Origin of the sequence: Mesorhizobium sp. M0088, from assembly GCF_040322895.1 — a bacterium.
Lineage (GTDB): Bacteria > Pseudomonadota > Alphaproteobacteria > Rhizobiales > Rhizobiaceae > Mesorhizobium.
The window spans coordinates 27,910-52,477 of record NZ_JAMYUI010000005.1 but is presented as its reverse complement, the minus strand read 5'-3'; the positions used below and the strand labels follow the sequence as shown (position 1 = coordinate 52,477).

The window sequence follows — 24,568 nt, the reverse complement described above, 5'->3', positions numbered from 1 at the left end:
GCATTCGCAAGGCCGGGAGCGAGGCGGGTTGCCTCCAGCGTCAGTCCGCCGAAGCGATGAGGTCGGCGAAGCGCTTCTGCGCGTCTTCGACGGTCAGTTCCGGCTTGGCGAAGAATTCGGCGAAAAGGTCTTCCTTCTGTTTCTGGGTGTCCTGTGAAAGCAACTGGTCCGTCCACGGCATGACGGCGCCCTTGGCAAGAATGGCTAGGCCCTTCTTCATGCAGTCGTTGGCCGCATTGAGATCGACGTCGCCGCGCACCGGCAGGGATCCCTTCTTCAGATTGAAGGCAACCTGCGTCTTGGGATCGAGCAGCGTCTCGGCCAGCACCTCCTGCGCCTTGCTCTTGTCGGCATCCTTGAGCAGCGGGAAGTAGAAGGCGTCACCGCCCGTGGCTATCACCTCGTTCAGCCCAAGGCCTGGCAGGCAGGTGTAATCCTTGCCGGCGGTCTTGCCGGCAACCTGGAATTCGCCCTGTGCCCAGTCGCCCATGATCTGGCCAGCGGCCTTGCCGGTGATGACCAGGTTGGTCGCCTGGTTCCAGTCCTGCACATTGGTGTTCTTCGCCATCTTGCGGGCATCGTCCGCGGCCTTGAAGACCTTGGCGACTTCGGGCCCGGCGGCGAATTTGGCATCCTTGTCCTTGTAGACCTTGAGGAACGTGTCCGTGCCGCCCACTGCCGCAAGCAGGACGTCGAAGGCACCGGAGGATTGCCAGGCCTGTCCGCCGACGGCGAGCGGGATGATGCCGGCCTTTTCCAGCGCCGGCGCTGCCGCCACGAATTCATTCCAGTCCTTCGGCAACGGCACGCCGGCCTTCTCGAAGGCCTCGTTGGACAGCCACAACCACTGCCAGGAATGGATGTTGACGGGCACGCAATAGATCTTGCCGTCGATGGTGCAGCCGTCGAGCAGGCTCTTCGGCCGGACGACATCAGTCCACTTGCCCTTGGTGGCGACGTCGGTGAGGTCGCGCATCAGGCCGGCCTGCACCAGCTCTTCCGCCTGCCGGCCATGGTTGAATTGCGTGGCGCCCATCGGATCGCCACCGGTGATGCGGCTGATCATGATTGGCCGCGCCGTTCCGCCGGAGCCGGCAATGGCGCCGTCCACCCAGTGGTTGCCGGTCGCATCGAATGCCTTGGCAAGTTCCGCAACCGCCGCCGCCTCGCCGCCCGACGTCCACCAATGGGTGACTTCCAGGTCCGTCGCGGCCGCCTGGCCGGCAAACTGCAACGCGGCCGTCGCTGCCAGCGCAGCGGTCAAAAGTTTGTATCGCATTTCGGCTCCTCCCAGAATCTGAAACGTTACAGATTTTCGATACGGCAATTGCGCGGGCTGTGCAACCCATCAACGAAGCGCCCCCGATATTTTTTCGGACCGCGAACAAATTCGCATGAATGATCGCGCTTCTCATGCACTGCAGCATGGTTTGCTGCGGCGCAAACACCGAAATGCCGCCTGATACGGGCAAAAGGCGGCGGCAGAGGCGATTTCTCCTGGAATCCCAAGCGTTTCGCAAAAGAACCATCCACCTCGTGGGCGAGGGACATGTAACTCGATATGGCAATCTGTAACGTTTCAGTATATTGAGACTTTACCGGGGCTGGAACGCATATCGTATCGCCATGACGGCGATTGCCGACATGGCTCGCGGCTGCTATGCGCCTGACGGGCGGGACGAATGGACAGACAACGTACGGACAAGAGCGGGGAGACCTCGGCACAGGGACGGCCGACGTTGAAGACGCTTGCCTTCATGACCGGGCTCGGCGTCACCACCGTGTCACGCGCCTTGAAGGATGCCCCGGAAATCGGCGCCGAAACCAGGCGCCGCGTCCAGCTCGTCGCCAAGCAAATCGGCTACCGGCCGAACCGCGCCGGCGTGCGTCTGCGCACCGGCAGGACCAATGTCATCAGCCTCGTGCTCAACACTGACCGCGAGATCATGAGCTTTGTCTCGGACATCATCTACGGCGTTTCGGAAGTGCTCGCCGAAACGCCCTATCACCTGATCGTCACGCCCTATTCCCGCTCGCAGGATCCGATGGAGCCGATCCGCTATCTCGTCGAGACCGGCTCGGCCGACGGCGTCATCATTTCGCGCACCCAACCGAACGATCCGCGCGCCCGCTACATGCTCGAGCACGGCATGCCCTTTGCCACGCATGGCCGCACCGACATGGGCCTCGTCCATCCCTACCATGACTTCGACAACCATGTTTTCGCGATGGAAGCCGTGCGCCGCCTGGCGAGCATGGGCAGGCACAAGTTGGCGCTTCTGTCGCCGCCGCCCGGGCTGACCTATTATGGCCACACGCTGAACGGCTTTGCCGATGCGCTGAGCGAGGTCGGAGCCAGCGAAATTCCGTTCAACACCGTTTCCATCGATCACACGATCGAGCAGATCAGGACCAGGACCGCGCAGGTGATGCGCCGCGAGAACAGGCCGGACGGCTTCGTCAGCAGCGCTGCCGCCGCGACACTGGCGATCGTCGCCGGCATCGAGGATGCCGGCCTCAAGCTTGGCCGCGACGTCGATGTCGTGTCCAAGCAGTCGTCGGACCTGTTGCATCTGTTCCGGCCGGAATTGCTCGTCGTCAACGAGAACTTCCGCCTGGCCGGCTCCGATCTCGCCCGCTCCGTGCTCGGCTGGATCGGCGGCGCCGCACCCGGCTCGTTGCAGCGCCTGGTCGCCACCAGCGAGGTTCAGGCGTTCAGCCCGCCGGTTTCCGTTTAGGCCCTTGGGCTAGCCAGCCGCACCGCTTCCCCACGGCCCATGGAAAGCGCCCTTGTCGTCGATGCGCTCGAAGCCGTGCGCGCCGAAGAAGTCGCGCTGCGCCTGGATCAGGTTCGAGGTGCCGCGGCCCTGGCGGTAGCTGTCGAAATAGGCAAGTGCGGAAGACAGCGCCGGCACCGGCGAACCGGCCTCCGAAGCCCTCGCCACGATACGGCGCAGCGACGGATGCGCTTCCTGCATCAGCGCGATGAAGGCCGGGGCCATCAGGAGGTTGGTCGAGGCGCCGCCCTTGCTGAAGGCTTCCGCCATGGTGTCGAGCATCTGCGAGCGGATGATGCAGCCGGCGCGCCAGATCCTGGCGATGGTCGGCATCGGCAGGTTCCAGTTGAATTCCTTGGAGGCGCCGCTCATCACCGCGAATCCTTGGGCGTAGGCGGCGATCTTGCCGGCGAACAGCGCCAGTTCCAGATCTTTCAGCAGGGCATCCTTGTCACCTGAAATCTTCGTGACGCCGGCGTTGCCATAGGCCTTTTCCGCCGCCAGCCGCTCGTCCTTGATCGATGACAGAACGCGTGCCGCCACCGCCGCCTCGATCGCCGTCGCCGGAATGCCGAGTTGCTGCGCCTCGATGACCGACCATTTGCCGGTGCCCTTCTGGCCGGCGCGGTCGAGGATGATGTCGACCACCGGCTTGCCGGTCTTCGGATCGTCTGATGCCAGCACCTTGGCGGTGATCTCGATCAGGTAGGAATTGAGCCGGCCCTTGTTCCAGTTGGAAAACACCGTGCCGATGTCCTTCGGCCCCATGCCCAAGCCGTCGCGCAAGATGCCGTAAATTTCGGCGATCATCTGCATGTCGGCATATTCGATGCCGTTGTGGATGGTCTTGACGAAATGGCCGGCGCCGTCGGTGCCGAGCCATGCCGCGCAGGGTTCGTCCTTGAACTTGGCGGAGATCGCCGTCAGCACCTTCTCGACGCGCTTCCACGAGTCCTCCGTGCCGCCGACCATGATCGACGGCCCGTGGCGCGCGCCCTCCTCGCCGCCGGATACGCCCATGCCGATGAAGGTGAGGTCCGAGCCGGAAAGCTCGGAGAAGCGCCGCATCGTGTCGCGGAAATTGGCGTTGCCGGCATCGATGACGATGTCATTGGCCGACAGCACGCCGCGCAGAGCCGCGATCTGTTCGTCGACCGGCTTGCCGGCCAGCACCATGATGATGATCGGGCGCGGCGGCCGGATGGCGGCGGCAAGCTCTTCCAGGCTGTAGCAGGGCACGACCATGTCCCTGAGCGCGCCGGCGTTCTCGATGAAAGCGTCGGTGTGCGCCCTGGTGCGGTTGAAAACAGCGATGCGGTGCCCGTGCTCGGCGATGTTGAGCGCCAGGTTGGAGCCCATCGTGCCAAGGCCGATCAGGCCGATTTCGGCATTTTCCATCGTTTCTTCCCTGCTTTCGGATCTTGTTGGTTCGAGCCCGCGATTTGCGGGGATGCCCATTCATCACGGGATGCCATTCTTCACGGGATGATTGACGGGCCTTTCGGGCCGCGTCAACCGCCTCGCCGAATTGTGTTGCGCGGATCGAACGTGAAGACCAGAGCCCGAGAAGATTGGCAATTGGCGCAGCCGCCGGGAAGTTCAGGTGCCGGCGTCGAGGGAAAAGCGGGTTCAGAAATTGTAGTTGGCATAGCCATGGTAGACCAAATCCACCATTGCGTCCCCTCCGGCAAAGAGCAGATTCACATTCCAAGGCGGGTTCCAAGGCGGGAAGGGAACCACGAACTCGGTTTCCTGGCCATGGCAAACTCCCACGACGCGCCAGTCGTCGCGGATGAAGCCGAACAGAGGTCCTCCCGACCACCCGTGGCCGGCGAAGTTTGTCGTTTCAAGCTCGCGCGCATGCTTGTCTCCGTCGACATCTCTGATGAAGGCAGCCAGCTCGACAGCCGGGTATCCGGCGGCGAAATCAGGATAGCCAGCGCTCATGTAAAGATGGTCGAAATACTCATCGTGGTCGTCGAAGGCCTGCGTACCCAGCCAGCCGCAGACGTTGCCAATCGGATCAATCGTCCTGCAGATTGCATAGTCGCTGGCATCCGCTTTGAACGCCATATCCCAGAAGCCGTCATGCCTGACGCCATACCAGTCGCTGACCCATGTGGAGCCGAAGCGAGGGGAGTGACCCGGGTACATAGCCGGCGTGAATTCGATTTGACAGTTGCCGCTGTAGTCCCACGGCATGACATGGCTGGCTGTCATCAACAGGTTCGGCCCAACCATGAAGGCGGTGCCTCCTGGAAGCTCCTTGCCTTCGGAGAAGGTGCGGATGTGGCCTATCGCCGACCAGGGAAACGCCACCAGATCCATGCCGATAGCCGTAAGCCCCGACCGCTTGACGGCAATATCGCCGTCCGGTCCAGCAAAGAACGGTCGCAACCGTGGGACCGTTCGCACGGCGAGATGGCGAGGAACATAGGCCTTGAGCAGATCCTCGTTTCGCCTGCCCGTGCGCGTCGGCTTGCCCTCAGGCCGCGCGACGGCCTTCGCAACAGGCAGGTTGAGCCTCGATTCCAATCGCGGCACATAGCCCTTCGGCGCAGAGACCCGCTCAGCCACCTTGCGGGCGTCCGGAAATCGGCCCAGGCTGAGATGATTGATGATGTCGACAGGCATCGGCTCCGTCGGATCACGATCAAGTTTTTCGATGAGAGCGCCAAGGTCGTTGTGCGCAGCCAGCGCCTTGAGGTTTGGTGGTCGCCTGTTGCGCCCGGCATTCTCGTTCCCCGCAGTGGAGAGGCGTTGATCCTTCTTCATGCGATTTGTCCTCGCTTGCCCTTGCCAATGCGCCTCGATAGGGCGAGACGACCGCGATTGGCATCGAAACCGAAGTGATGGCCGCCAAGGTCGAACGAAAGCGACCATTTTGACAGTCGTCATTTGCCGACTGGGTCGCTCCTTTTTGCGGGTGCTATTTCGTGAGGACAATAAGGCCGACGCTACGGCCTGATATCGACGGGCGCCTCGATCTTCACCATCTCGAAGTCCGAGACCAGGATGTCGATGCGCACCGTCCACCGGCCCGGCACCGGGATGACGAGGTTGTCGACGCGCCAGCTGCCGTCACCGGGCTTGCTCGCAGCGCGCTTCAGCGGCTCGATGCCGGAATCGGGTTTTGACAGCACAAGCGTCACCTCCTTGGCGTCGAGCGGGCCGAAATCGCCGCTCATGATGACCATCGAGGCAACGACCGGGCCGGCATGGCCGGGAGTGATGCTGAGATCGGCCATCGCTTGCAGCGCGTGGATATGAACCGACACCGGTTGCGCTGCCGCAATCGCCAGGGCTCGGGGCGGCGGTGTGAAGCGCCAGCCCGCGGCAACGCCGAAAATCGCCAACACGATCAACATCTCGACGCCGATCGAGCGGACCAGCCTGCGTTGAACTTCCGTCGATCCCGCCTCGGCCGATGCGGTGAGTTTCCAGCGATTGACGGCAGCAAGCGTGAACAGAAAGACCAGCAGCCCCAGCTTGATAAGCAGCAGCCTTCCATAGGCGGTCTCGACCAAAGCCGCGGGTGTCTGCACCTGGATGACGGCAAGCACGACGCCGGCAGCGGCAAGCACGGCCACCACGGGCAGGATCGCCCAAGAAAACCGCCGCAGGAATGGCGTGGCCCCCGCCGATTGCCCCTTCAGCGCCAGCCCGAGTGGGATCAATGCGCCGGCCCACAACGCGATGCCGACGCCGTGCAGGAACACCATCGGCCGCGTCAGCCACTGCGGTTCGGCGGCACTGGCATGGCCGCTGGCGGCAAGGGCAACCCCCACCCCGGCCAGGCCGACCAGCGCCAATGGTTTGGCGGTGGCGCGGGGACCGGCCAGCGACAGCAGGCCAAGGCCCAGCGCGATCAGCGCGACCAGCACTGTCCAGCCGAAACTGGTGCCGAGCCCGGTCCGCCAGACGACCGATTGTGCCAGATGGGAGAGCGGCGCCCCCAATGCGTCCAGACCTTGCAGGCCGAGCGACAGGCACGACGCGACCAGCCCGCTCAGGATTGCAGCTGCAACGAAGCGCTGCCCGGCACGGCCACTTCCGGCCAACCAGGCAAGCGCGAAGGCGCCGCCAACGCCGAGGAAAAGGCCGACGTAGAGAAAGATTTTGCCCGTCCAGATAGCCGACCGCAACGGCCAGTCGACGGCTTCGGATACGGCGGGCGGCTCGCTGGGCGCGCCGATGGAAAACAGCAGCGATCCGCCGACGGGATGACCGTCTGCGGAGATGACGCGCCAGCTCAAGACATGCGTGCCGGACTTGAGTGGCTGCGGATTGTCGATCTCGACGGTCTGGTCGCTGAGCCGGAATGACGTTAGCGGAACCGGCTTGCCGTCGGGCTTCACCAGCGTCAGCACCAGAGGCGAGACCGGCTCGCTGAAGGTCAGCGAGAACTGCGCCGGCCCCTGTGCCAGCACCGCGCCGTCGGCCGGGTCGGTCTTGATCAGCGCGGCATGGGCAAAGGCCTGATCCGACACGGCAAGGCTGGCAAGAAACACGATCACGGCCAACAGGCCGGCGGCAAGCCGGCCGGCGCGTTGGCCGGTCATGGAAGCCGTTTGCAGGAAGGAGGTCGTGCTCATGTCACCGCCACGAAAAGGAGCGGCGCGCTCGAAAGGGCGCGCCGCCTGGGAGATCATTTCTTCGGCAGCAGCTTGATGCCGGGTGCCGGGCTTTCCAGCGCGTCTTCATCCTGCCCTGCCGCCGGGATATCGATCCAGCGATCGGCGGCGCCGTCGCATTCCTGCACCACCGGGAAGTAGAGTTTTTGGCCCGCCGGGAGATCCGCCGTCAACGTCGCGCGGAAGACGAACTCGTCGTAGAATTCATCGGGCAGGCTGCCGGCGCTCCAGTCGACCTCCTTGACCCCGTCGGCAACCGCCTGACCGTAGAGTTGGTAGGATTTGTCGTACTTGCCCTTCTTGGTCTGTAGCGTCCAGCCAGGCTTCGGCATCGGCTTCACCGCGATCACCCCTTCCGGAATCTGCACGCGCACGGCGGTCGTCGCCTTGCCTTCGCAGCCATGCGGCACCCGCAAAACGGCCTTGTAGGTCGAGCCGACCGCCGCCTCCTGGGTTTCGAACGTGATATGCGCGAAGGCGGCGCTGGTTCCGAGCGCGAGAAGTGCGCCGGCCGACAAAAGATATTTGTTCATGATGGTCCCTCGGATTTTCAAAATTTGTCGAACCGGCCGGATCAATTGGCGTGATCGTCCATGGCGCCACCGCCCATGCCTTCGACAGCGAAATCGACGCTGACGGCGCCGGCCTTTTCGAAGGTCAGGGTGGCGGAGAACTTTTCGCCCTGTTTGGGTTGCCGCTTCAGGCCGATGAACATCAAATGATAGCCGCCAGGCGCAAGGGCGACCTTGCCGCCGGCCGGAATTTCCAGGCCGCCGGCAACCGGCCGCATGGTCATGACGCCGTCCTTGACGCCCATCTCATGCAGCTCGGTCTTTTCAGAAACATCGGAGGAAATCGACACCAGCCGGTCCGGTGCACTGCCGTTGTTGGTGACGGTGAAATAACCCCCGGCCACTTTGGCGCCGGCCGGTGTGGCGCGCGACCAAGGGTGGCCGACCTCGAGATCGCCAACCTTGAACTCATGCGCGAGGACGGACTGGGCGCCTGTGAACAGCAGCGCAAGTGCCAGCACGGCAATGCCGACACGCTCTTCGATGCCGCGTAGAATGCCGCCTGGCGCAGGACGCGCGGCGTCAGTGAAAAAATAGGACATGGTTGCTCCATGAAATGAAGGTCGCGCCGTTGCCGGTCGCGAGCAGTTTGATCTTTGGATGGGTACGCCCACGAAAAGTTCCGCCGGGCAAACAGGCTCAGGCCGTCAGCGGCGGCGCGCGCGGGTTCGACGGCGAGCGCTCACGCGCAAAGTCGAGATGGATGGCCGCCGGAAAAACAAAGGCGACCGTTTTTAAGGAAAGGCTGCCCAGCGCCAGGCCAGCACCGGGCGGCGGCGCAAAGGCCGCCGAAACCATGCTGCAGCCGAGCACGCAGCATGCCGGAAGATGGGACGGCTGCTGGTTGCCGCCGGGAAGCTGGGCTGCGCCCTCATGGGTGCAGATGACGTTGCCAAAGGCGTCGAGCTGCGATGCATTGGGACCGGTGCCGAAGGCGAATGCTCCGAGCGTCGACTGGAGCAACAGCAGATAGGCCGCGACCAGCGCGACCGGCATGCTCCACCGTCTCCTCGATACGCTCAAAGCCCTGCCTCTTCGCAGCAATGCGACATTCCTAGCACAGGGCTGGCGGGTGGAAAATCGCCAAATCGCCGCGGCGCCAACGCGGCAGGGTCAATGCATGTCGCCCCAAAGTGTATAGCGGCTTTGGGACAACGACATGCATGAAACGAGACTCCGAGCCGCGATGCGACTCAGGATTTTTGCAGCGACCGGCTCTCCGGGATCGAGGTCAGCAATGTCTGGCGCGCCGACTTCAGGTGCTTGCGGCAAGCGGCGTCGACCTTGCCGAGATCGCGTGATTTCAGCGCCTCTATGTAGACCAGATGCTCACCGATGGCGACTTCGTTGCGCTCGCGTTCCTGCGCCTTGTTCCACTGGTAATGATAGTGGAAGATCATGGCGATGACATCGTAGAAATCGACGATGAAGCGGTTGCGCGACGCCCGGTGGATGAGCCGGTGGAAGCGCTCGTCGAGTTCGGAGAACTCGGTGAAGCGGGCGGCTATGTCGCCTGCCAACTGGCGATGCTCGTCTTCCAGGCGGTCGAGATCGGTCCAGACCGCGCTGTCCTGCGGTAGAGCGGCAAAGGCGGCCGCCGAGCGCAGTTCGAACATCTCGCGGATTTCGGTCAGCTCCAGCGCGAAGGCGCGGGTAAAGCCCTTCAGCACCCAATGGCTGTTGCGGCGCTTCTCGATCAGGCCGAAGCGGGAGAAGCGGATCAGGAACTCGCGCACGCTGGTGGTGCCGACGCCGATCTCACGCGCCAGTTCGAGTTCGTTGATCTGCATGCCGGCTTCGGCGCCGCCGGCGAGCAGCCTGCGCATGAACGACCGTTCGATGATCTCGGCCAGCGTGTCGGTCTCTTCTTCGGGGAAAAAATCGTCCGGACGCGCTTCGCGCAGCACCGTCTTGGCGCGCTTGTCCCAGGCGATCAGCCCTGTCTCTTCCATGCGCGCAAGAATGGTGCGGACGGTCGTACGGCTGACGCCAAGCAAGGTGCCCAGTTCCGGCTCCGAAGGCAGGCTGCGCGTTTCGTCGAGCAGCCGCAGGCAGCGGTTGTAGGCATCCTTGTAGACGTTGTTGCTCTTCGACATCCCTGACCCGTTGCACGCCGTCGCTTGCGGCGGCCGGTTTGAAGCGCAATATGACGTTCCCATGGCCCTGAGAAGCGAAATTGCTTCCCGGAACAACCCAGACATGCGGAACTCCCCACGAAAAAACAATTGACGCAAAACTGTTTTTTCACGATAAAAGACATTATCTCTAAACAGACGCGTGTCAATCCGTCCGCGCAACCCAGGATCACCCAGGAAACCGCCCGTGAACGCCTCCAACTGCATTCTCCTGTCCCCTGCCGACAATGTCGCCGTCGCCAACGGCCGCATCGAGATTGGCACCGCGCTGCCGGGCGGTGCCGTCGCCAGTGCGCTGATCGAGCCCGGCCACAAGGTGGCGATCAAGCCGATCGCCGCCGGCGAGGCCGTGGTGAAATACGCCCAAGCGATCGGTCGAGCGACACAGGATATTGCAGCGGGCGAGCACGTTCATTCGCACAATCTGGTTTTCGAATCAGGCCGCTTGCCGGTCGTGCCGCCGAGCGAGGCCGAGCACGCGACGGAGACCGATCGCGCCCGCACCTTCATGGGCTATCGCCGCGCCGATGGCCGCGCCGGCACGCGCAACTTCATCGGCATCGTCGCCAGCGTCAATTGCTCGGCCACCGTCTGCCATTCCATCGCCGACACCGCCAACCGCACGCTTTTGCCTAACTATCCCGGCATCGACGGTTTCGTGCCGATCGTGCACGGCCAGGGCTGCGGTATGAGCGGCACCGGCGACGGCATGATGGTGCTGCACCGTACACTCGCCGGCTACGCCCGCCACCCGAATTTCGGCGGCGTGCTGATGGTCGGCCTCGGCTGCGAAGTCAACCAGCTCACCCTATACGGCCAGAAGGGCGTCGCTGCGGGCAAACGCCATTTCAACATCCAGGACGCCGGCGGATCGCGCAAATCGGTCGAAAAAGCGATGGGCGTGCTGGCCGAGATCGCCGAGGAAGTCGGCCAGCTGAAGCGTGAGCCGATCCCGGTCAGCGAGATCGTCGTCGGCCTGCAATGCGGCGGCTCGGACGGCATGTCGGGCATCACGGCCAATCCGGCGCTGGGCGCGGCTGTCGATATCCTGGCTGGCGTCGGCGGCATCGGCATCCTCTCCGAGACCACGGAGATCTACGGCGCCGAGCATCTGCTTGCCTACCGCGCGGCAACGCCGGAGATCGCGCAGAAGCTCGACGGTTTCGTGAAATGGTGGGAGGACCACGTCGCCAAGCATGGCGCCTCGATCGACAACAACCCCTCGCCCGGCAACAAGCGCGGCGGTCTCACCACCATCCTGGAGAAGTCGCTCGGCGCGGTCGCCAAGGGCGGTCAGACGCCCCTCAACGGCGTCTTCGGCTACGCCGAAAAAGTCACTGGCAGCGGCCTCGTGTTCATGGACACGCCCGGCTACGACCCGGTTTCGGCGACCGGCCAGGTGGCGGGCGGCGCCAACGTCATCGTCTTCACCACCGGCCGCGGCTCATGCTTCGGCTGCCGCCCGACGCCGTCGATCAAGGTCGCCACCAACTCCACCATGTACCACCAGATGGAAGAGGACATGGACGTCAATTGCGGCGTCATCGCCTCGGGTGAAAAGACCATCGCCGGCATGGGCCGCGAGATCTTCGAACTGATCGTCGAGACGGCTTCCGGCCGCAAGACCAAGAGCGAGGACTTCGGCTACGGCGACAACGAGTTCGTGCCCTGGCATCTGGGCGCAACACTTTAGATTTTACTGATATAAGTAGACTGCGCGCCGGTCAGCGGCGGGCAACGGGGAGGTTGTGCATGGAAAGACGCCGCATCGGCCAGACAGCGCTGGAAGTCACCGAGGTCAGCTTCGGCGGCGCTGCACTTGGCGGCCTTTACCGCGCCTGTTCGCGCGAAGCGGCGATGGAGACGCTGCAGGGCGCCTGGGATGCCGGCCTGCGCTATTTCGACACCGCACCCTTCTACGGTTTCGGCCTGTCGGAGCGCCGCTTCGGCGACTTCCTGCGCTACAAGCCGCGCGATTCCTATGTGCTGTCGACCAAGGTCGGCCGGCTGTTCCGCCCGGTGCCGGACGATCAGGTTCCCGATCACTCCTATGTCGATCCGCTGCCCTTCGCGCTCGACTACGACTATTCCTATGACGGCATCATGCGGTCGGTCGAGTTCAGCTATGCGCGGCTTGGCCTAAACAGGATAGACATCCTGTTTGTCCACGACATCGGCGCCTACACCCATGGTGTCGAGAAGACCAAGCTGCACTTTCGCGACCTGATGGACGGCGGCCTCAAGGCACTTGAAGAGCTGAAACGGTCCGGCGTCATTTCCGCCTATGGGCTTGGCGTCAACGAAGTGCAGATCTGTCTGGACGTGATGCGCGAGGCGCCGCTCGACTGCATCCTGCTCGCCAGCCGCTATTCCTTGCTCGACCGCAGCGCCGAAGCGGAGTTGCTGCCCCTATGCCGGGCGCGGCAGACCTCCTTGGTCATTGGCGGCGTGTTCAACTCCGGTATCCTGGCGACCGGGCCGGTGCAAGGCGCACATTTCGACTACCGCCCTGCCAGCCATGACGTGCTCGACCGCGTCGGCGCAATGGAAAGGATCGCCGCCGAGGGTGGCTATCCGCTCGCCGCCGCAGCGTTCCAATTCCCCTTGCATGAACCTGCCGTCGCCACCGTGCTGACCGGCACCGCCAAGCTGGCGAACCTGACGCGCAACCTCCAACTGCTCGACATCGACGTGCCGGAGACGGAATACGCGAGATATCGTCCCCACACGCTGGTGCAGGAGATGGTGTGAAACTCCATATTCTTGTTCTTGCGGTCACACGAAGGAATGGACATTCTATATTGACGAAATGATGGAATTAATATTCCATACGTTCCCGGAACGGAACGGAAGTGCGACGGCGCCAATGGGGAGCAGCGCGGTGGATTTGCCTCTGCCAGGCCTCGCAAGGACTGATCAAACAGCGCTTGCATCGATCTGTTCGATGCATTATCAAAACATGGCAATTGTTTTTTATTGATAAAGTTCTGTTTTGGATCACGCCTATCCGGACGGAGCTTCCGTATCGTTCACCGGGCGACTTAGGGAGGAAACCTCATGAAATTCGTGACCAGCATTCTCAACCGCCGCGCCGTCATGGCGCTGGCAGCAGCTTCGATGCTCGCCGGCGTCATGCATTCGGCGCCGGTTTCGGCGGCGGACGTCACCATTCCGATCATCGTCAAGGACACCACGTCGTTCTACTGGCAGATCGTTCTGGCCGGCGCCCGCAAGGCCGGCAAGGATCTCGGCGTCAACGTGCCGGAACTCGGTGCCCAGGCTGAAACCGACGTCAACGGCCAGGTCTCGATCCTCGAGAACGCCGTTGCCAGCAACCCGGCGGCGATCGTCATTGCGCCGACCGAGTTCAAGGCGCTTGGCAAGCCGATCGATGAAGCCGCTGCCAAGGTCAAGGTCATCGGCATCGACTCCGGCGCCGACTCCAAGGCCTTCACCTCGTTCCTGACCACCGACAACGTCCAGGGCGGCCGCGTCGCTGCCGACGGCCTCGCAGCCGCCATCGGCGCCGCCAACGGCGGCAAGATCGAGGGCGACGTCGCCCTGATCACCAACGCGCCGGGCGCCGGCTCGCTCGAACAGCGCAAGCAGGGCTTCACCGAACAGCTGGCCGCCAAATATCCGGGCCTCAAGCTGGTCGCCGATAAATATGCCGACGGCCAGGCCACCACCGGCCTCAACATCGCCACCGACCTGATCACCGCCAACCCGAACCTCAAGGGCATCTTCGCTTCCAACCTGATCATGGCGCAGGGCGTCGGTCAGGCTGTCGCGGAAAACAGCCTTGGCGGCAAGCTGGCGCTGGTCGGTTTCGACAGCGACGAGAAGCTGATCAAGTTCCTCAACGACGGCGTCATTTCCGCCCTCGTCGTCCAGGATCCGTACCGGATGGGCTATGACGGCATCAAGACCGCACTCGCCGCTTCCAAGGGCGAGAAGGTCGAAGCCAATGTCGACACCGGCGCCAATCTGGTGACCAAGGACAACATGAAAGACCCCAAGATCGACGCGCTGCTCAATCCGAAGCTCTGAGCCGTCGCATCCGCAATGGTCTCCGGGGCACCTCGCCCCGGAGACAAGCTGCCGCACAAACGGCTTGGCAATCCATAAGCGTAGGCTAGGCTGTTTTCGAGACATATCCTTGTCTCGCCGCGTGCCAATCGTGAGGCCAATCTGGGAGGATTGTCATGACATCGACGGCGCAGGAACTGCATCCGGCCCCTGTGCTGGAACCGGGGCGGACCATCCTCGAATTGCGCGGGCTGGAGAAGCGCTATCCCGGCACCCACGCGCTGAAGCCGGTCGACCTCGCCTTCAAGTCCGGTGAGATCCACGCCATCGTCGGCGAGAACGGCGCCGGCAAATCCACGCTCATCAAGCTTCTGACCGGCGTCATGCCGCGCACCTCCGGAGAGATCGCCTGGGAGGGCCAGCCGGCCGCCCTGGCGACGCCGCACGAGGCGATGGCGCTCGGCATCAATGCCGTGCACCAGGAAGTCGTGCTGTGCCGTCACCTGACGGTCGCCGCCAACATGTTCCTCGGCGAGGAGAATTCGCGTTTCGGCATCCTGCAGCAGCGCGCCATGGTCAGGCAGGCGCAGACGATCATCGACGACCTCGGCTTCGACCTGCCGGCGCATGTCACGCTTGGCGACCTGACCATCGGCCAGCAGCAGTTGATAGCCGCCGCCCGCGCCACCGTGCGCGGCACCAAATTCCTGATCTTCGACGAGCCGACCGCCTACCTCACCCGCAAAGAGGCCGACCAGCTTTTCACCTTGATCCGCCGGCTGAAGAGCGAAGGCGTGACGATCATCTACATCAGCCACCGCATGGAGGAAGTGTTCGAGCTCGCCGACCGTGTTTCCGTGCTGCGCGACGGCACGCTGGTCGGCACCCGCAACATCGCCGAGACCAACGATGCCGAACTGGTCAAGATGATGATCAACCGCTCGATCGAGCAGGTCTACCACAAGGAGCATTTCACGCCGGGCGCCGCCCTCATCGAGGCGAGGAACCTGTCCGGCAAGGGCTTCGAAAATGTCTCGATGACGGTCCGCGCCGGCGAGATCGTCGGACTCTATGGCCTGATCGGCGCCGGACGCAGCGAGTTCGTCACCACGCTTTACGGCCGCCACCGCAAATCCGCCGGCCAGATCCTCTGGGAAGGCAAGGAGGTGCAGGTCAATTCCGAGCATGACGCGATCAAGCTCGGCATGGCGCTGGCGCCGGAAAGCCGCCGCGACCAGGGCCTCTGCCTCAACCTGCCGGTCGGCTTCAACCTCAACCTGCCGATCTACAAGCGTATCTCGAACAATCTGCTGATTTCGAGCACGCAGGAGAAGACGCAAGCCGATCGCCAGATCGCCGATCTGCGCATCAAGACACCGACGCGCGGCGCGCTGGCATCCAGCCTGTCGGGCGGCAACCAGCAGAAGATCGTCATCGGCAAATGGCTGGCGCACGGCGCCAAGCTGTTCATCTTCGACGAACCGACGGTCGGCGTCGATGTCGGCACCAAGGCCGAGATCTACCGCCTGTTCAGCGCACTTTTGTCAAAGGGAGCCGGCATCATCCTGATCTCGTCCTATCTGCCGGAAGTCTATGAACTCGCCGACACGCTGCATGTGTTCCGGCGCGGCAAACTGGTGGCGACGCACGGTTTTCACGCCGCCAGCCACGAGGATATTCTCACTCAGGCGCTCGCCGAGAAACAAGAAAAGCTGGGAGGACAGATATGAGCACCGAGGCGATCGCCGTCGAAAAACCGAAGCGCAACTACAACGTCCTGTTTGGGCTGACGCTTTTGGCGCTGCTGGTTCTGCTCTGGATTCTTCTCTCCGTGGCGACCACGAGCTTCGCCTCCGCCAACAACATGGCCAATCTCTTGCGCCAGGGCTCGATGATCGCCATCATGGCGGTCGGCCAGACCTTCGTCATCATCACCGGCGGCATCGACCTGTCGGTCGGCGCCGTGGTCGGTTTCGCCACGGTGGTCGTGGCCATGATGATCAATGCCGGCTTCCCCATCTGGCTCGCCATTCTGGTGACGCTGCTGGTCGGCGTCGCCATCGGCATGTTCCACGGCTTCGGCATCGTCAAGATGGGCCTGCCGCCCTTCATCATCACGCTGGCAACGCTGACCTCGCTGCGCGGCATCGGCCTTTTGATGACCAACGGCAATTCGATCAACATCAACAGCGACACCTTCACCGCCTTCTCTCGCAATTCCTTCATCGGCATCCCCAACCTGTTCTGGATGGTGATCCTGGTCGGCATTCCAGCCTATATCTTCCTCCACCACAGCCGCTGGGGCCGATACCTGTTTTCGGTCGGCTCCAACGCCGAGGCTTCGCGTCTGTCCGGCGTCAATGTCCAGCGAACCATCTACATGGCCTACACGCTGTCGGGCCTGTGCGCCGCCTTTGTCGGCGTGCTGCTGGCCGCCCGCATCGGCATCGGCAACCCGACGCAGGCCGAGGGCTGGGAGCTGCAGGCGATCGCGTCTTCCGTCATTGGCGGCACCTCGCTGTTCGGCGCCGTCGGCTCGGTGCATGGGCCGCTGCTCGGCGCCTTCATCCTGGCCACCATCAACAACGGCGCCAACCTGCTCAACGTCAATTCGTTCTGGCAGCGCATCATCACCGGCGCGCTGATCATCATCATCGTCTACTTCGACGGCCTGCGCCGCCGCGGCAAGTAGCGATCCCGCAATCAACCGCCGGCCCGCCACACCAACGGGCCGGCGATTTCATGACTGGATTAGCGCATGAAAGCCGTCCTCTGCCGTTCGCCCGGCGATCTCGTCCTTGAAGACCGGCCCGCACCAGAGGCACCGCCTCCCGGCTGGGCGCTGGTGGCGGTCAGCCATGTCGGCATCTGCGGCACCGACTACCACATTTTCGAGGGCAAGCACCCGTTCCTCGCCTATCCCCGCATCATGGGCCATGAGGTGTCGGGAACGATCGTCGAGACCGGCGACGGCGTCGATCTTGCCGTTGGTGAGCCCGTGGTGATCAACCCCTATCTTTCCTGCGGCAAGTGCATCGCCTGCCGGCACGGCAAGCCCAATTGCTGCGTCAGGATCGAGGTGCTGGGCGTGCATCGCGACGGCGCCATGTGCGAACAGATCCTGGTGCCGGCGCAAAATCTCTATCCGGCCAACGGCCTGTCGCTGGCCGACGCCGCCGCAGTCGAGTTCCTGGCCATCGGCGCGCATGCCGTGCGGCGCGCCCGCGCCGACCCCGGCGCCCGCACGCTGGTCATCGGCGCCGGCCCGATCGGGCTCGGCACCGCCATCTTCGCCCGCATCGCCGAACTCGACGTGACGCTGCTCGACATGAGCAGTGAAAGGCTCGCCTTCGCCGCAAATGAGCTTGGTTTCCAGACCCTCGACGGCTCGCGCGGCGCGGTGCCCGATCTGGTCAGGCAAGCGACATCAGGCGAAGGCTTCGATGTGGTCTTCGACGCCACCGGCAACACCCAGTCGGTGCAGTCGGCCTTTGCCCATGTCGCGCATGGCGGCACCTTGGTACTGGTCTCCGTTGTCAAGGACGACATCAGCTTTTCCGATCCGGAATTCCACAAGCGCGAGATGACGCTGATCGGCAGCCGCAACGCCTTGCGCGCCGACTTCGATCACGTCGCCGCCTCGATCCGCAACGGCGCCGTTCCCCTGGCCAAGCTCGTTACACACCGCACCACACTCGCCGGCACGCCGCGCGATCTGGCTCGTTGGGCACATGAGAAATCCGGCCTGATCAAGGCTGTGATCGAGGTCGGATCATAACATGGCAAACGGCGAAGCCGGTCCTCAAATGCGCCGCCGCTGGCAAGTGAATGCGGCCGAGCTGGGCCGGGCACTCCCTACAGCGCCGACAGCTTCAGCTCCACCCGTTCGGCCGGAAAGCGCGACTCGGAAAACTGGATCGGCTGGCCGCCCGGCGTGACGTTGACGGCAACCGTGACCAGCACGATGGCGCCCGGCTGCAGGTCGAGGTCGGCAAGGTCCGCCGCATCGGCATGGCGCGCCGACAGCACGGTCGATTGCCGGAGATAGTCGTCGATGCCGAAACGCGCCAGCGATGCGGTGATCGACCCTGTTTCCGCCATCGCGGCATCGATGCCGGCAAAGCGCCGGGCCTCGAACCAGCCGGCAGCGCGCGACACCGGCCGTCCGTCGGCTTCGCCGCGCGTTTCCAGCCGGATCACATCGGCTCCCTTGGGAAGACCCAGTCCCTCGGCGACGCGCTGGCTGGCCGGCTCGACCGACGAGGCGAGCAGGACGATGTGCCGTTCCGTCGTTTGCCCTTGCAGCCCTGTCGAAAAACGTGTGCGCGCCCCGATCGGATAGGACAGCCGCTTGCGCGACAGCACGAAGGTGCCGCGCCCCTGCTCGGCCCGCAGCACGCCTTCCCTTACAAGGGCTGATATGGCGTTGCGCACCGTGTGACGGTTGACGCCATAGCGTTCTGCCAGCGCCACCTCCGGCGGCAGCGCTGCATTCTCCGTGAAATCGCCGATGGCGATCGCATGCAGGATCTTGTCGGCGATCTGCCGCCACAGCGAAACGCCACTGCGCCGCTCGATGCTGTCCGCTAACAGCCGCCCGACCATCATTGCCCCAACCTTCCAGCGCCCAGTCTTCTATCGCTGTCATCCACCCGTCATGGACACGCGTTAGATAATAGATATAATTTGTATAGTTGTCTACATCAATAGACAAATTGACAAAGAGGAATGCTGCTGATGCGAGGACAGGAAGCCCGCGACCAGGCCGAGCGCAAAGCCGCCATGGCAACCCTTACGCAATCCAGCGGCGATGACATCGTACGGCTCTGGAATGAGGCCGGACTGCCTTCGGACGCCGAGTTGCTGCGCGGCCCCGAAACCGGCCTTGTCACCCTGCGCGGCCGCATCGGCGGCGGCGGCGCCCCTTTCAATGTCGGCGAGGCGACCGTTACCCGCGCCACCGTCCGGCTGCCCTCCGGTCAGGTCGGCCATTGCTATGCGCTTGGCCGCGACAAGCAGAAGGCGAAGCTGGCGGCCATTGCCGACGCGCTGTGGCAGGACCCTGCCCGCCGCAATGAGGTCGAGACCGGGCTGATAGCGCCCCTGCGGTCGGCTCTGACCGCAGCGCATGAAAAACGCCGCGCCGAGACGGCGGCAACGAAGGTGGATTTCTTCACCATGGTTCGCGGAGAAGACTGATGGACATTGCAGCGCAATCGATCGAGGGCGGTTTCGCCGATCCGGTCTTCGACGCCCAGACCGTGTTCCGCGCCGTCATGGACGCAATGGCTCGGCCGGGCAGCGTGCAGCCGCTGCCGGCCTTCGCCCGCCCGATGGCGCCGCTCTCGGCGACCGCCGGCGCCATCGCACTGGCGCTGTGCGACAACGACACCCCGCTCTGGCTCGACCAGGCCCTGCAAGCTTCCGCCGCGATCAGATCCTGGCTTGGGTTCCACACTGGCGCGCCCGTGGCCAACACACCGGCCGATGCGCATTTCGCCTTCATCGCGGCCCCGGCCGAGATGATGTCGCTTGATGGTTTTTCGCAGGGCACGCAGGACTATCCCGACCGTTCGACCACGTTGATCCTGCAAGTCGGCGATCTCGTCTCCGGCACGCCGCTGTTGCTCGAAGGTCCCGGCATCGAAACCAGCGCCACGATCGCGCCGGCACAGATGCCGCGCCATTTCGTCGAGCAGTGGAAACAGAACATCAAGCGCTTTCCGCGTGGCGTCGACATCATCCTCGTCACATCAGGCGGCATTGCCTGCCTGCCGCGCACGACGCGCATTAAGACGATGGAGGCGTAAGATGTATGTCGCGGTAAAAGGTGGCGAAGCCGCAATCGCCAACGCCCACAGCCTGCTTGCCGACCGCCGGCGCGGCGACCGTTCGGTGCCGGCGCTTCGCCTCGACCAGATCGTCGAACAGCTGGCGCTCGGCGTCGACCGGGTGATGAGCGAAGGCTCGCTCTACGATCGGGAGCTGGCCGCCCTAGCCATCGTCCAGGCGCGCGGCGACATGATCGAGGCGATCTTCCTGGTGCGCGCCTATCGCACCACGCTGCCACGCTTCGGCTACTCCAAGCCGATCGACACCGCCACCATGCTGGTCGAGCGACGTGTGTCGGCGACCTACAAGGATCTGCCCGGCGGCCAATTGCTCGGGCCCACCTTCGACTACACGCACAGACTGCTCGATCCCGAGCTTGCCGCGGGGGCCGAGGTCGCCGAGCCCTTGCTGCGCGAGACGGAAGCGCAAGCCATGCCGCGCGTTTCGGCCATCCTCGCCCGCGAAGGCTTGATCGAACCGGATGGCGACATGCCGCAGGACCATGTCCCCGGCGACATCACCCGCGAGCCGCTGGAATTCCCAATGGCGCGCGACATCCGGCTGCAGGCGCTGTCGCGCGGCGATGAGGGGTTTTTGCTGGCGCTCGGCTATTCCACCCAGCGCGGCTATGCCCGCAACCATCCCTTTGTCGGCGAGATCCGCATCGGCGAGGTCGAGCTCGAGCTCGACGTTCCCGAACTGCCCTTCGCTGTCCCGCTCGGCACTGTCCGTGTCACCGAATGCCAGATGGTCAACCAGTTCAAAGGCTCAGCCAAGGCGCCGCCGCAGTTCACCCGCGGCTATGGCCTCGTCTTCGGCCAGAGCGAGCGCAAGGCGATGGCGATGGCGCTCTGCGACCGGGCGCTGCGCGCGAAGGAGCTCGGCGAGGATGTCGTCGCCGCGGCCCAGGACGAGGAGTTCGTCATCTCACACTCCGACAATGTCCAGGCGACCGGCTTCGTCGAGCATCTGAAGCTGCCGCACTATGTCGATTTCCAGGCCGAACTCGACCTCGTGCGCCGCATGCGCGCCGAACACGACGCCCACCAAAACCCCGTGAAGGTCGAAGAGAAGCGGGAGGCCGCGGAATGATCGAAGGGCTTTCCCACATGACCTTCATCGTCCGCGATCTCGAGCGGATGACCAAAATCCTCGAGGGCGTATTCGACGCACGCGAAATCTATGCCAGCGATGCCGAGCAGTTCTCGGTGTCGCGCGAAAAATTCTTCCTGATCGGCGACATCTGGGTCGCCATCATGGAGGGCGAGCCCTTGCCGGAGCGCAGCTACAACCACATCGCCTTCAAGATCGATGACGCCGATTTCGACCACTATGCCGAGTGCATCGGCAAGCTCGGCCTCGACATGCGCCCGCCGCGCCCGCGCGTCGAGGGCGAGGGCCGCTCGATCTATTTCTACGACGACGACAACCACATGTTCGAACTGCACACGGGCACGCTCAATGAGCGGCTGGCGCGCTACGCCAAGGGATTTGAGGTCGCATCATGACCGACATCGCCACCTACAACTTCGCCTATCTCGACGAACAGACCAAAAGGATGATCCGCCGCGCGATCCTCAAGGGCATCGCCATCCCGGGATATCAGGTGCCGTTCGCCTCGCGCGAAATGCCGATGCCCTATGGCTGGGGCACTGGCGGCGTCCAGGTCACCGCTTCGATCATCGGCCCAGACGATGTGCTCAAGGTGATCGACCAGGGCGCCGACGACACCACCAACGCGGTCTCGATCCGCGCCTTCTTCAAGAAGGTCGCCAACGTCGCGGTGACGACCGACACCGCCAGCGCCACCATCATCCAGACCCGTCACCGCATTCCCGAGCATCCGCTGACGGCGGGCCAGGTGCTGGTCTACCAGGTGCCCATCCCGGAACCCTTGCGCTTCCTCGAGCCACGCGAGACCGAAACGCGGAAAATGCATGCGCTGGAAGAATACGGCCTCATGCATGTGAAACTTTACGAGGACATCGCCAAACACGGCCGCATCGCCACCACCTATGCCTATCCGGTCAAGGTCGAGGGCCGCTATGTGATGGACCCGTCGCCGACGCCGAAATTCGACAATCCCAAGATGCACCGCTCGCCGGCGCTGCAGCTGTTCGGCGCCGGGCGCGAAAAGCGCATCTATGCGGTGCCGCCCTTCACCGAAGTGGTCAGCCTCGACTTCGAGGATCATCCGTTCGAGGTGCAGACCTTCGACCAGCCCTGCGCGCTGTGCGCGGCCGAGAATGTCTATCTCGACGAGGTCATCCTCGACGACCATGGAGGCCACATGTTCGTCTGCTCCGACACGGATCATTGCGAGAAGCGGCGGGCGGACGGCCATCACGGCCACCTTGCTCCAGAAAACCATCTTGCCTCGGAAAAAATGGAGCCGGCGCAATGACCGACGAACCGCTGCTGCGCGTCTCGGCGCTCTCCAAATTCTACGGCTCGCGCGTCGGCTGCGACAACGTCTCCTTCGACCTGTGGCCGGGCGAAGTCCTGGCTGTGGTCGGCGAGTCCGGCTCCGGCAAGACGACATTGCTCAACTGCCTGTCGACGCGGCTATTGCCCTCCTCCGGCACCGCCAGCTACCGCATGCGCGACGCCCAGTTCCGCGAGCTCTACCGCATGAGTGAGGCCGAGCGCCGCTTCCTGATGCGCACCGACTGGGGGTTTGTCCACCAGAACCCGGCCGACGGCCTGCGCATGACGGTGTCGGCCGGCGCCAATGTCGGCGAGCGGCTGATGGCGGTCGGCGACCGCCACTACGGCAAGATCCGCGCCACCGCCGTCGACTGGCTATCGCGCGTCGAGATCGACGAGGACCGCATCGACGACGAGCCCCGCGCCTTTTCCGGCGGCATGCGCCAGCGCCTGCAGATTGCCCGCAACCTCGTCACCGGCCCGCGTCTGGTGTTCATGGACGAGCCAACCGGCGGCCTCGACGTCTCGGTCCAGGCGCGCCTGCTCGACCTGCTGCGCGGTCTGGTCACCGATCTTGGTCTGGCGGCCATCGTCGTCACCCATGACCTTGCCGTGGCGCGGCTTTTGTCGCAGCGCATGATGGTGATGAAGGACGGCCGCGTCGTCGAAAGCGGTCTCACCGACCGCGTGCTCGACGACCCGCGCGCGCCTTACACGCAATTGCTTGTTTCCTCGATTCTGCAGGTTTGACGATGACGCAAACGACTGACGATTGGAGAACCTTCTGATGGCAACCCCGCTCGTTGTTTCCGGCGTTGCCAAGAGCTTCACCATGCATCTGCGTGACGGCATCAAACTGCCTGTTGTCGCCGGTGTCTCGTTCTCGATCAGGGCCGGCGAATGCACCGTGCTCGGCGGCCCGTCCGGTGCCGGCAAGAGCTCGATCCTGAAGATGCTCTACGGCAACTACGCCGTCGACGAAGGCCAGATCATCGTCACGCATGATGACGGGCTGATCGACCTGGCCACCGCCAGCCCTCGCACCGTGCTTGCGGTGCGCCGGCAAACGATCGGCTATGTCAGCCAGTTCCTGCGCACCGTGCCGCGCGTTTCGGCGCTCGATGTCGTCGCCGAACCGCTGGTCGAGCGCGGCGAGGATCGCGAGATTGCCCGCGGCAAGGCGCGCGCCTTGCTGGCACAGCTCAACCTGCCGGAGAAACTCTGGGCTTTGCCGCCTGCGACCTTTTCCGGCGGCGAGCAGCAGCGCGTCAACATCGCGCGCGGCTTCATCACCGAGCATCCGATCCTGCTGCTCGACGAACCGACCGCTTCGCTCGACGCCAGGAACCGCGATGTCGTGATCGAACTCATCGCCGCCAAGAAGGCGGCTGATGTCGCCCTGCTCGGCATCTTCCATGACCACGACGTGCGCGAGGCGGTTGCCGACCGCATCATCGACGTCACCGCGTTCGCGTCCGGAAAAATCGCTGCATGACCGGGAAATTGTCCGAGACGCCGCTGGTCCACCCGACGGCGGATGTACAGAATTCGACGCTCGGCCGCTGGACCGAGATCGCCGACCGCAGCCGGGTCTCGGAAAGCGAACTCGGCGACTATTCTTACATGATGCAGGACTGCTCCGTCTGGTGCGCGACAATAGGCAAATTCGCCAACATCGCCGCCAGCGTTCGCATCAACGCCACCAACCACCCGACCTGGCGGCCGACGCTGCATCACTTCACCTATCGCGCCTCGGACTACTGGGACGATGCCGAGCACGAGACAGAATTCTTCGCCCAGCGCCGCGCTAAACGCGTCACCATCGGCCACGACACCTGGCTCGGTCACGGCTCGACCATCCTGCCCGGCGTCGCCGTCGGCGATGGCGCCGCGGTCGGCGCGGGTGCGGTGGTCTCGAAAGATGTCGCGCCCTATACCATTGTCGGCGGCGTGCCGGCAAAGCCGATCCGCGAACGCTTCGATCGCCGCACGGCCGAACGCTACCAGGCGCTCGCCTGGTGGGACTGGGACCATGCAAGGCTGCGCGCCGCGTTGGATGATTTCCGGGAGCTTGAGGCCGAGACGTTCCTAGAGAAATATGGTGGATAGCGACGTCCAGGAATGGCGGTCACTGACGCGGGGCAGCGGGGCATTATCACAAA

24 protein-coding genes are annotated in these 24,568 nt (G+C 63.9%); 15 read left to right on the top strand and 9 right to left on the bottom strand.

What is annotated here, in order from left to right; all coding sequences use genetic code 11:
• Window positions 1-40: 40 nt before the first annotated feature.
• Complete coding sequence (locus NKJ67_RS07575) at window positions 41-1,279, bottom strand: ABC transporter substrate-binding protein (RefSeq protein ID WP_127382134.1); 1,239 nt, start codon at window positions 1,277-1,279, stop codon at window positions 41-43.
• Window positions 1,280-1,682: 403 nt separating this feature from the next.
• Between NKJ67_RS07575 and NKJ67_RS07570 the strand changes: the two genes are divergently transcribed.
• Window positions 1,683-2,738 (top strand): LacI family DNA-binding transcriptional regulator, encoded by a 1,056-nt coding sequence (locus NKJ67_RS07570; RefSeq protein ID WP_292334094.1) that lies wholly within the window; start codon window positions 1,683-1,685, stop codon window positions 2,736-2,738.
• Window positions 2,739-2,747: 9 nt separating this feature from the next.
• Here the strand turns inward: NKJ67_RS07570 and gnd are convergent, their stop codons facing one another.
• From gnd to NKJ67_RS07535, 7 genes are all read right to left on the bottom strand, one after another.
• Window positions 2,748-4,175 carry an NADP-dependent phosphogluconate dehydrogenase gene (gene gnd / locus NKJ67_RS07565; protein WP_352580955.1) on the bottom strand — a complete coding sequence of 476 codons (1,428 nt, stop codon included), beginning with the start codon at window positions 4,173-4,175 and terminating at the stop codon, window positions 2,748-2,750.
• Between the two features lie 231 nt (window positions 4,176-4,406).
• Window positions 4,407-5,552 carry a trypsin-like serine peptidase gene (locus tag NKJ67_RS07560; RefSeq protein ID WP_352580954.1) on the bottom strand — a complete coding sequence of 382 codons (1,146 nt, stop codon included), beginning with the start codon at window positions 5,550-5,552 and terminating at the stop codon, window positions 4,407-4,409.
• 182 nt (window positions 5,553-5,734) lie between these two features.
• Window positions 5,735-7,372 carry a copper resistance CopC/CopD family protein gene (locus tag NKJ67_RS07555; protein WP_352580953.1) on the bottom strand — a complete coding sequence of 546 codons (1,638 nt, stop codon included), beginning with the start codon at window positions 7,370-7,372 and terminating at the stop codon, window positions 5,735-5,737.
• A gap of 53 nt (window positions 7,373-7,425) precedes the next feature.
• On the bottom strand, window positions 7,426-7,944 hold the full coding sequence (locus NKJ67_RS07550) for a YcnI family copper-binding membrane protein (RefSeq protein ID WP_352580952.1): 519 nt from the start codon (window positions 7,942-7,944) through the stop codon (window positions 7,426-7,428).
• A 41-nt stretch (window positions 7,945-7,985) separates the two neighbouring features.
• Window positions 7,986-8,525 (bottom strand): copper chaperone PCu(A)C, encoded by a 540-nt coding sequence (locus NKJ67_RS07545; RefSeq protein WP_352580951.1) that lies wholly within the window; start codon window positions 8,523-8,525, stop codon window positions 7,986-7,988.
• A 97-nt stretch (window positions 8,526-8,622) separates the two neighbouring features.
• Window positions 8,623-8,979, bottom strand: a complete 357-nt coding sequence (locus tag NKJ67_RS07540) for a hypothetical protein (RefSeq protein ID WP_352580950.1) — start codon at window positions 8,977-8,979, stop codon at window positions 8,623-8,625.
• 197 nt (window positions 8,980-9,176) lie between these two features.
• A complete protein-coding gene (locus tag NKJ67_RS07535) occupies window positions 9,177-10,079 on the bottom strand; it encodes a GntR family transcriptional regulator (RefSeq protein ID WP_352580949.1) in 903 nt (300 codons plus the stop codon).
• A gap of 226 nt (window positions 10,080-10,305) precedes the next feature.
• Between NKJ67_RS07535 and NKJ67_RS07530 the strand changes: the two genes are divergently transcribed.
• The 6 genes from NKJ67_RS07530 (at window position 10,306) to NKJ67_RS07505 (ending at window position 17,925) form a co-directional block, all read left to right on the top strand.
• On the top strand, window positions 10,306-11,811 hold the full coding sequence (locus NKJ67_RS07530) for a UxaA family hydrolase (RefSeq protein WP_352580948.1): 1,506 nt from the start codon (window positions 10,306-10,308) through the stop codon (window positions 11,809-11,811).
• Window positions 11,812-11,870: 59 nt separating this feature from the next.
• On the top strand, window positions 11,871-12,869 hold the full coding sequence (locus NKJ67_RS07525) for an aldo/keto reductase (protein WP_352580947.1): 999 nt from the start codon (window positions 11,871-11,873) through the stop codon (window positions 12,867-12,869).
• A gap of 306 nt (window positions 12,870-13,175) precedes the next feature.
• Window positions 13,176-14,168 (top strand): ABC transporter substrate-binding protein, encoded by a 993-nt coding sequence (locus NKJ67_RS07520; protein ID WP_127272465.1) that lies wholly within the window; start codon window positions 13,176-13,178, stop codon window positions 14,166-14,168.
• A gap of 155 nt (window positions 14,169-14,323) precedes the next feature.
• Window positions 14,324-15,877 carry a sugar ABC transporter ATP-binding protein gene (locus NKJ67_RS07515; RefSeq protein ID WP_352580946.1) on the top strand — a complete coding sequence of 518 codons (1,554 nt, stop codon included), beginning with the start codon at window positions 14,324-14,326 and terminating at the stop codon, window positions 15,875-15,877.
• Complete coding sequence (locus NKJ67_RS07510) at window positions 15,874-16,839, top strand: ABC transporter permease (protein WP_023812479.1); 966 nt, start codon at window positions 15,874-15,876, stop codon at window positions 16,837-16,839. The genes NKJ67_RS07515 and NKJ67_RS07510 overlap by 4 nt, the downstream gene beginning before the upstream one ends.
• Window positions 16,840-16,905: 66 nt before the next feature.
• Entirely contained in the window at window positions 16,906-17,925 is a 1,020-nt protein-coding gene (locus tag NKJ67_RS07505) for a zinc-binding alcohol dehydrogenase family protein (RefSeq protein WP_128363481.1), read from the top strand.
• Window positions 17,926-18,002: 77 nt separating this feature from the next.
• Here the strand turns inward: NKJ67_RS07505 and phnF are convergent, their stop codons facing one another.
• Window positions 18,003-18,752, bottom strand: coding sequence for a phosphonate metabolism transcriptional regulator PhnF (gene phnF, locus NKJ67_RS07500; RefSeq protein WP_352581084.1), 750 nt, complete (start codon window positions 18,750-18,752; stop codon window positions 18,003-18,005).
• A 132-nt stretch (window positions 18,753-18,884) separates the two neighbouring features.
• Here phnF and phnG point away from each other — a divergent pair, with 132 nt between their 5' ends.
• From phnG to NKJ67_RS07460, 8 genes are read left to right on the top strand one after another with little or no spacing between them, the layout of a single operon-like run.
• Window positions 18,885-19,346 carry a phosphonate C-P lyase system protein PhnG gene (gene phnG, locus NKJ67_RS07495; RefSeq protein ID WP_127328214.1) on the top strand — a complete coding sequence of 154 codons (462 nt, stop codon included), beginning with the start codon at window positions 18,885-18,887 and terminating at the stop codon, window positions 19,344-19,346.
• Window positions 19,346-19,957: a phosphonate C-P lyase system protein PhnH gene (phnH, locus tag NKJ67_RS07490; RefSeq protein WP_352580944.1), complete on the top strand. Its 612-nt coding sequence runs from the start codon at window positions 19,346-19,348 to the stop codon at window positions 19,955-19,957. Before phnG ends, phnH begins: the two co-directional genes overlap by 1 nt.
• A gap of 1 nt (window position 19,958) precedes the next feature.
• Window positions 19,959-21,071, top strand: coding sequence for a carbon-phosphorus lyase complex subunit (locus NKJ67_RS07485; RefSeq protein ID WP_128307404.1), 1,113 nt, complete (start codon window positions 19,959-19,961; stop codon window positions 21,069-21,071).
• On the top strand, window positions 21,068-21,487 hold the full coding sequence (gene fosX, locus NKJ67_RS07480) for a FosX/FosE/FosI family fosfomycin resistance hydrolase (protein ID WP_127267990.1): 420 nt from the start codon (window positions 21,068-21,070) through the stop codon (window positions 21,485-21,487). Before NKJ67_RS07485 ends, fosX begins: the two co-directional genes overlap by 4 nt.
• Window positions 21,484-22,383 carry an alpha-D-ribose 1-methylphosphonate 5-phosphate C-P-lyase PhnJ gene (locus NKJ67_RS07475; RefSeq protein WP_127321058.1) on the top strand — a complete coding sequence of 300 codons (900 nt, stop codon included), beginning with the start codon at window positions 21,484-21,486 and terminating at the stop codon, window positions 22,381-22,383. Before fosX ends, NKJ67_RS07475 begins: the two co-directional genes overlap by 4 nt.
• Complete coding sequence (gene phnK, locus NKJ67_RS07470) at window positions 22,380-23,156, top strand: phosphonate C-P lyase system protein PhnK (RefSeq protein ID WP_352580942.1); 777 nt, start codon at window positions 22,380-22,382, stop codon at window positions 23,154-23,156. The genes NKJ67_RS07475 and phnK overlap by 4 nt, the downstream gene beginning before the upstream one ends.
• 37 nt (window positions 23,157-23,193) lie before the next feature.
• A complete protein-coding gene (phnL, locus tag NKJ67_RS07465; RefSeq protein ID WP_127267987.1) occupies window positions 23,194-23,901 on the top strand; it encodes a phosphonate C-P lyase system protein PhnL in 708 nt (235 codons plus the stop codon).
• On the top strand, window positions 23,898-24,515 hold the full coding sequence (locus NKJ67_RS07460) for a DapH/DapD/GlmU-related protein (protein ID WP_352580941.1): 618 nt from the start codon (window positions 23,898-23,900) through the stop codon (window positions 24,513-24,515). Before phnL ends, NKJ67_RS07460 begins: the two co-directional genes overlap by 4 nt.
• The last annotated feature ends 53 nt before the right edge of the window (window positions 24,516-24,568 follow it).

Bases quoted from the DNA above. Each gene is read 5' to 3' on its own strand.
- NKJ67_RS07575 (WP_127382134.1), bottom strand. From the start codon at position 1,279: ATGCGATACAAACTTTTGACCGCTGCGCTGGCAGCGACGGCCGCGTTG.
- NKJ67_RS07570 (WP_292334094.1), top strand. From the start codon at position 1,683: ATGGACAGACAACGTACGGACAAGAGCGGGGAGACCTCGGCACAGGGA.
- gnd (WP_352580955.1), bottom strand. From the start codon at position 4,175: ATGGAAAATGCCGAAATCGGCCTGATCGGCCTTGGCACGATGGGCTCC.
- NKJ67_RS07560 (WP_352580954.1), bottom strand. From the start codon at position 5,552: ATGAAGAAGGATCAACGCCTCTCCACTGCGGGGAACGAGAATGCCGGG.
- NKJ67_RS07555 (WP_352580953.1), bottom strand. From the start codon at position 7,372: ATGAGCACGACCTCCTTCCTGCAAACGGCTTCCATGACCGGCCAACGC.
- NKJ67_RS07550 (WP_352580952.1), bottom strand. From the start codon at position 7,944: ATGAACAAATATCTTTTGTCGGCCGGCGCACTTCTCGCGCTCGGAACC.
- NKJ67_RS07545 (WP_352580951.1), bottom strand. From the start codon at position 8,525: ATGTCCTATTTTTTCACTGACGCCGCGCGTCCTGCGCCAGGCGGCATT.
- NKJ67_RS07540 (WP_352580950.1), bottom strand. From the start codon at position 8,979: ATGCCGGTCGCGCTGGTCGCGGCCTATCTGCTGTTGCTCCAGTCGACG.
- NKJ67_RS07535 (WP_352580949.1), bottom strand. From the start codon at position 10,079: ATGTCGAAGAGCAACAACGTCTACAAGGATGCCTACAACCGCTGCCTG.
- NKJ67_RS07525 (WP_352580947.1), top strand. From the start codon at position 11,871: ATGGAAAGACGCCGCATCGGCCAGACAGCGCTGGAAGTCACCGAGGTC.
- NKJ67_RS07520 (WP_127272465.1), top strand. From the start codon at position 13,176: ATGAAATTCGTGACCAGCATTCTCAACCGCCGCGCCGTCATGGCGCTG.
- NKJ67_RS07515 (WP_352580946.1), top strand. From the start codon at position 14,324: ATGACATCGACGGCGCAGGAACTGCATCCGGCCCCTGTGCTGGAACCG.
- NKJ67_RS07510 (WP_023812479.1), top strand. From the start codon at position 15,874: ATGAGCACCGAGGCGATCGCCGTCGAAAAACCGAAGCGCAACTACAAC.
- NKJ67_RS07505 (WP_128363481.1), top strand. From the start codon at position 16,906: ATGAAAGCCGTCCTCTGCCGTTCGCCCGGCGATCTCGTCCTTGAAGAC.
- phnF (WP_352581084.1), bottom strand. From the start codon at position 18,752: ATGGTCGGGCGGCTGTTAGCGGACAGCATCGAGCGGCGCAGTGGCGTT.
- phnG (WP_127328214.1), top strand. From the start codon at position 18,885: ATGCGAGGACAGGAAGCCCGCGACCAGGCCGAGCGCAAAGCCGCCATG.
- phnH (WP_352580944.1), top strand. From the start codon at position 19,346: ATGGACATTGCAGCGCAATCGATCGAGGGCGGTTTCGCCGATCCGGTC.
- NKJ67_RS07485 (WP_128307404.1), top strand. From the start codon at position 19,959: ATGTATGTCGCGGTAAAAGGTGGCGAAGCCGCAATCGCCAACGCCCAC.
- fosX (WP_127267990.1), top strand. From the start codon at position 21,068: ATGATCGAAGGGCTTTCCCACATGACCTTCATCGTCCGCGATCTCGAG.
- NKJ67_RS07475 (WP_127321058.1), top strand. From the start codon at position 21,484: ATGACCGACATCGCCACCTACAACTTCGCCTATCTCGACGAACAGACC.
- phnK (WP_352580942.1), top strand. From the start codon at position 22,380: ATGACCGACGAACCGCTGCTGCGCGTCTCGGCGCTCTCCAAATTCTAC.
- phnL (WP_127267987.1), top strand. From the start codon at position 23,194: ATGGCAACCCCGCTCGTTGTTTCCGGCGTTGCCAAGAGCTTCACCATG.
- NKJ67_RS07460 (WP_352580941.1), top strand. From the start codon at position 23,898: ATGACCGGGAAATTGTCCGAGACGCCGCTGGTCCACCCGACGGCGGAT.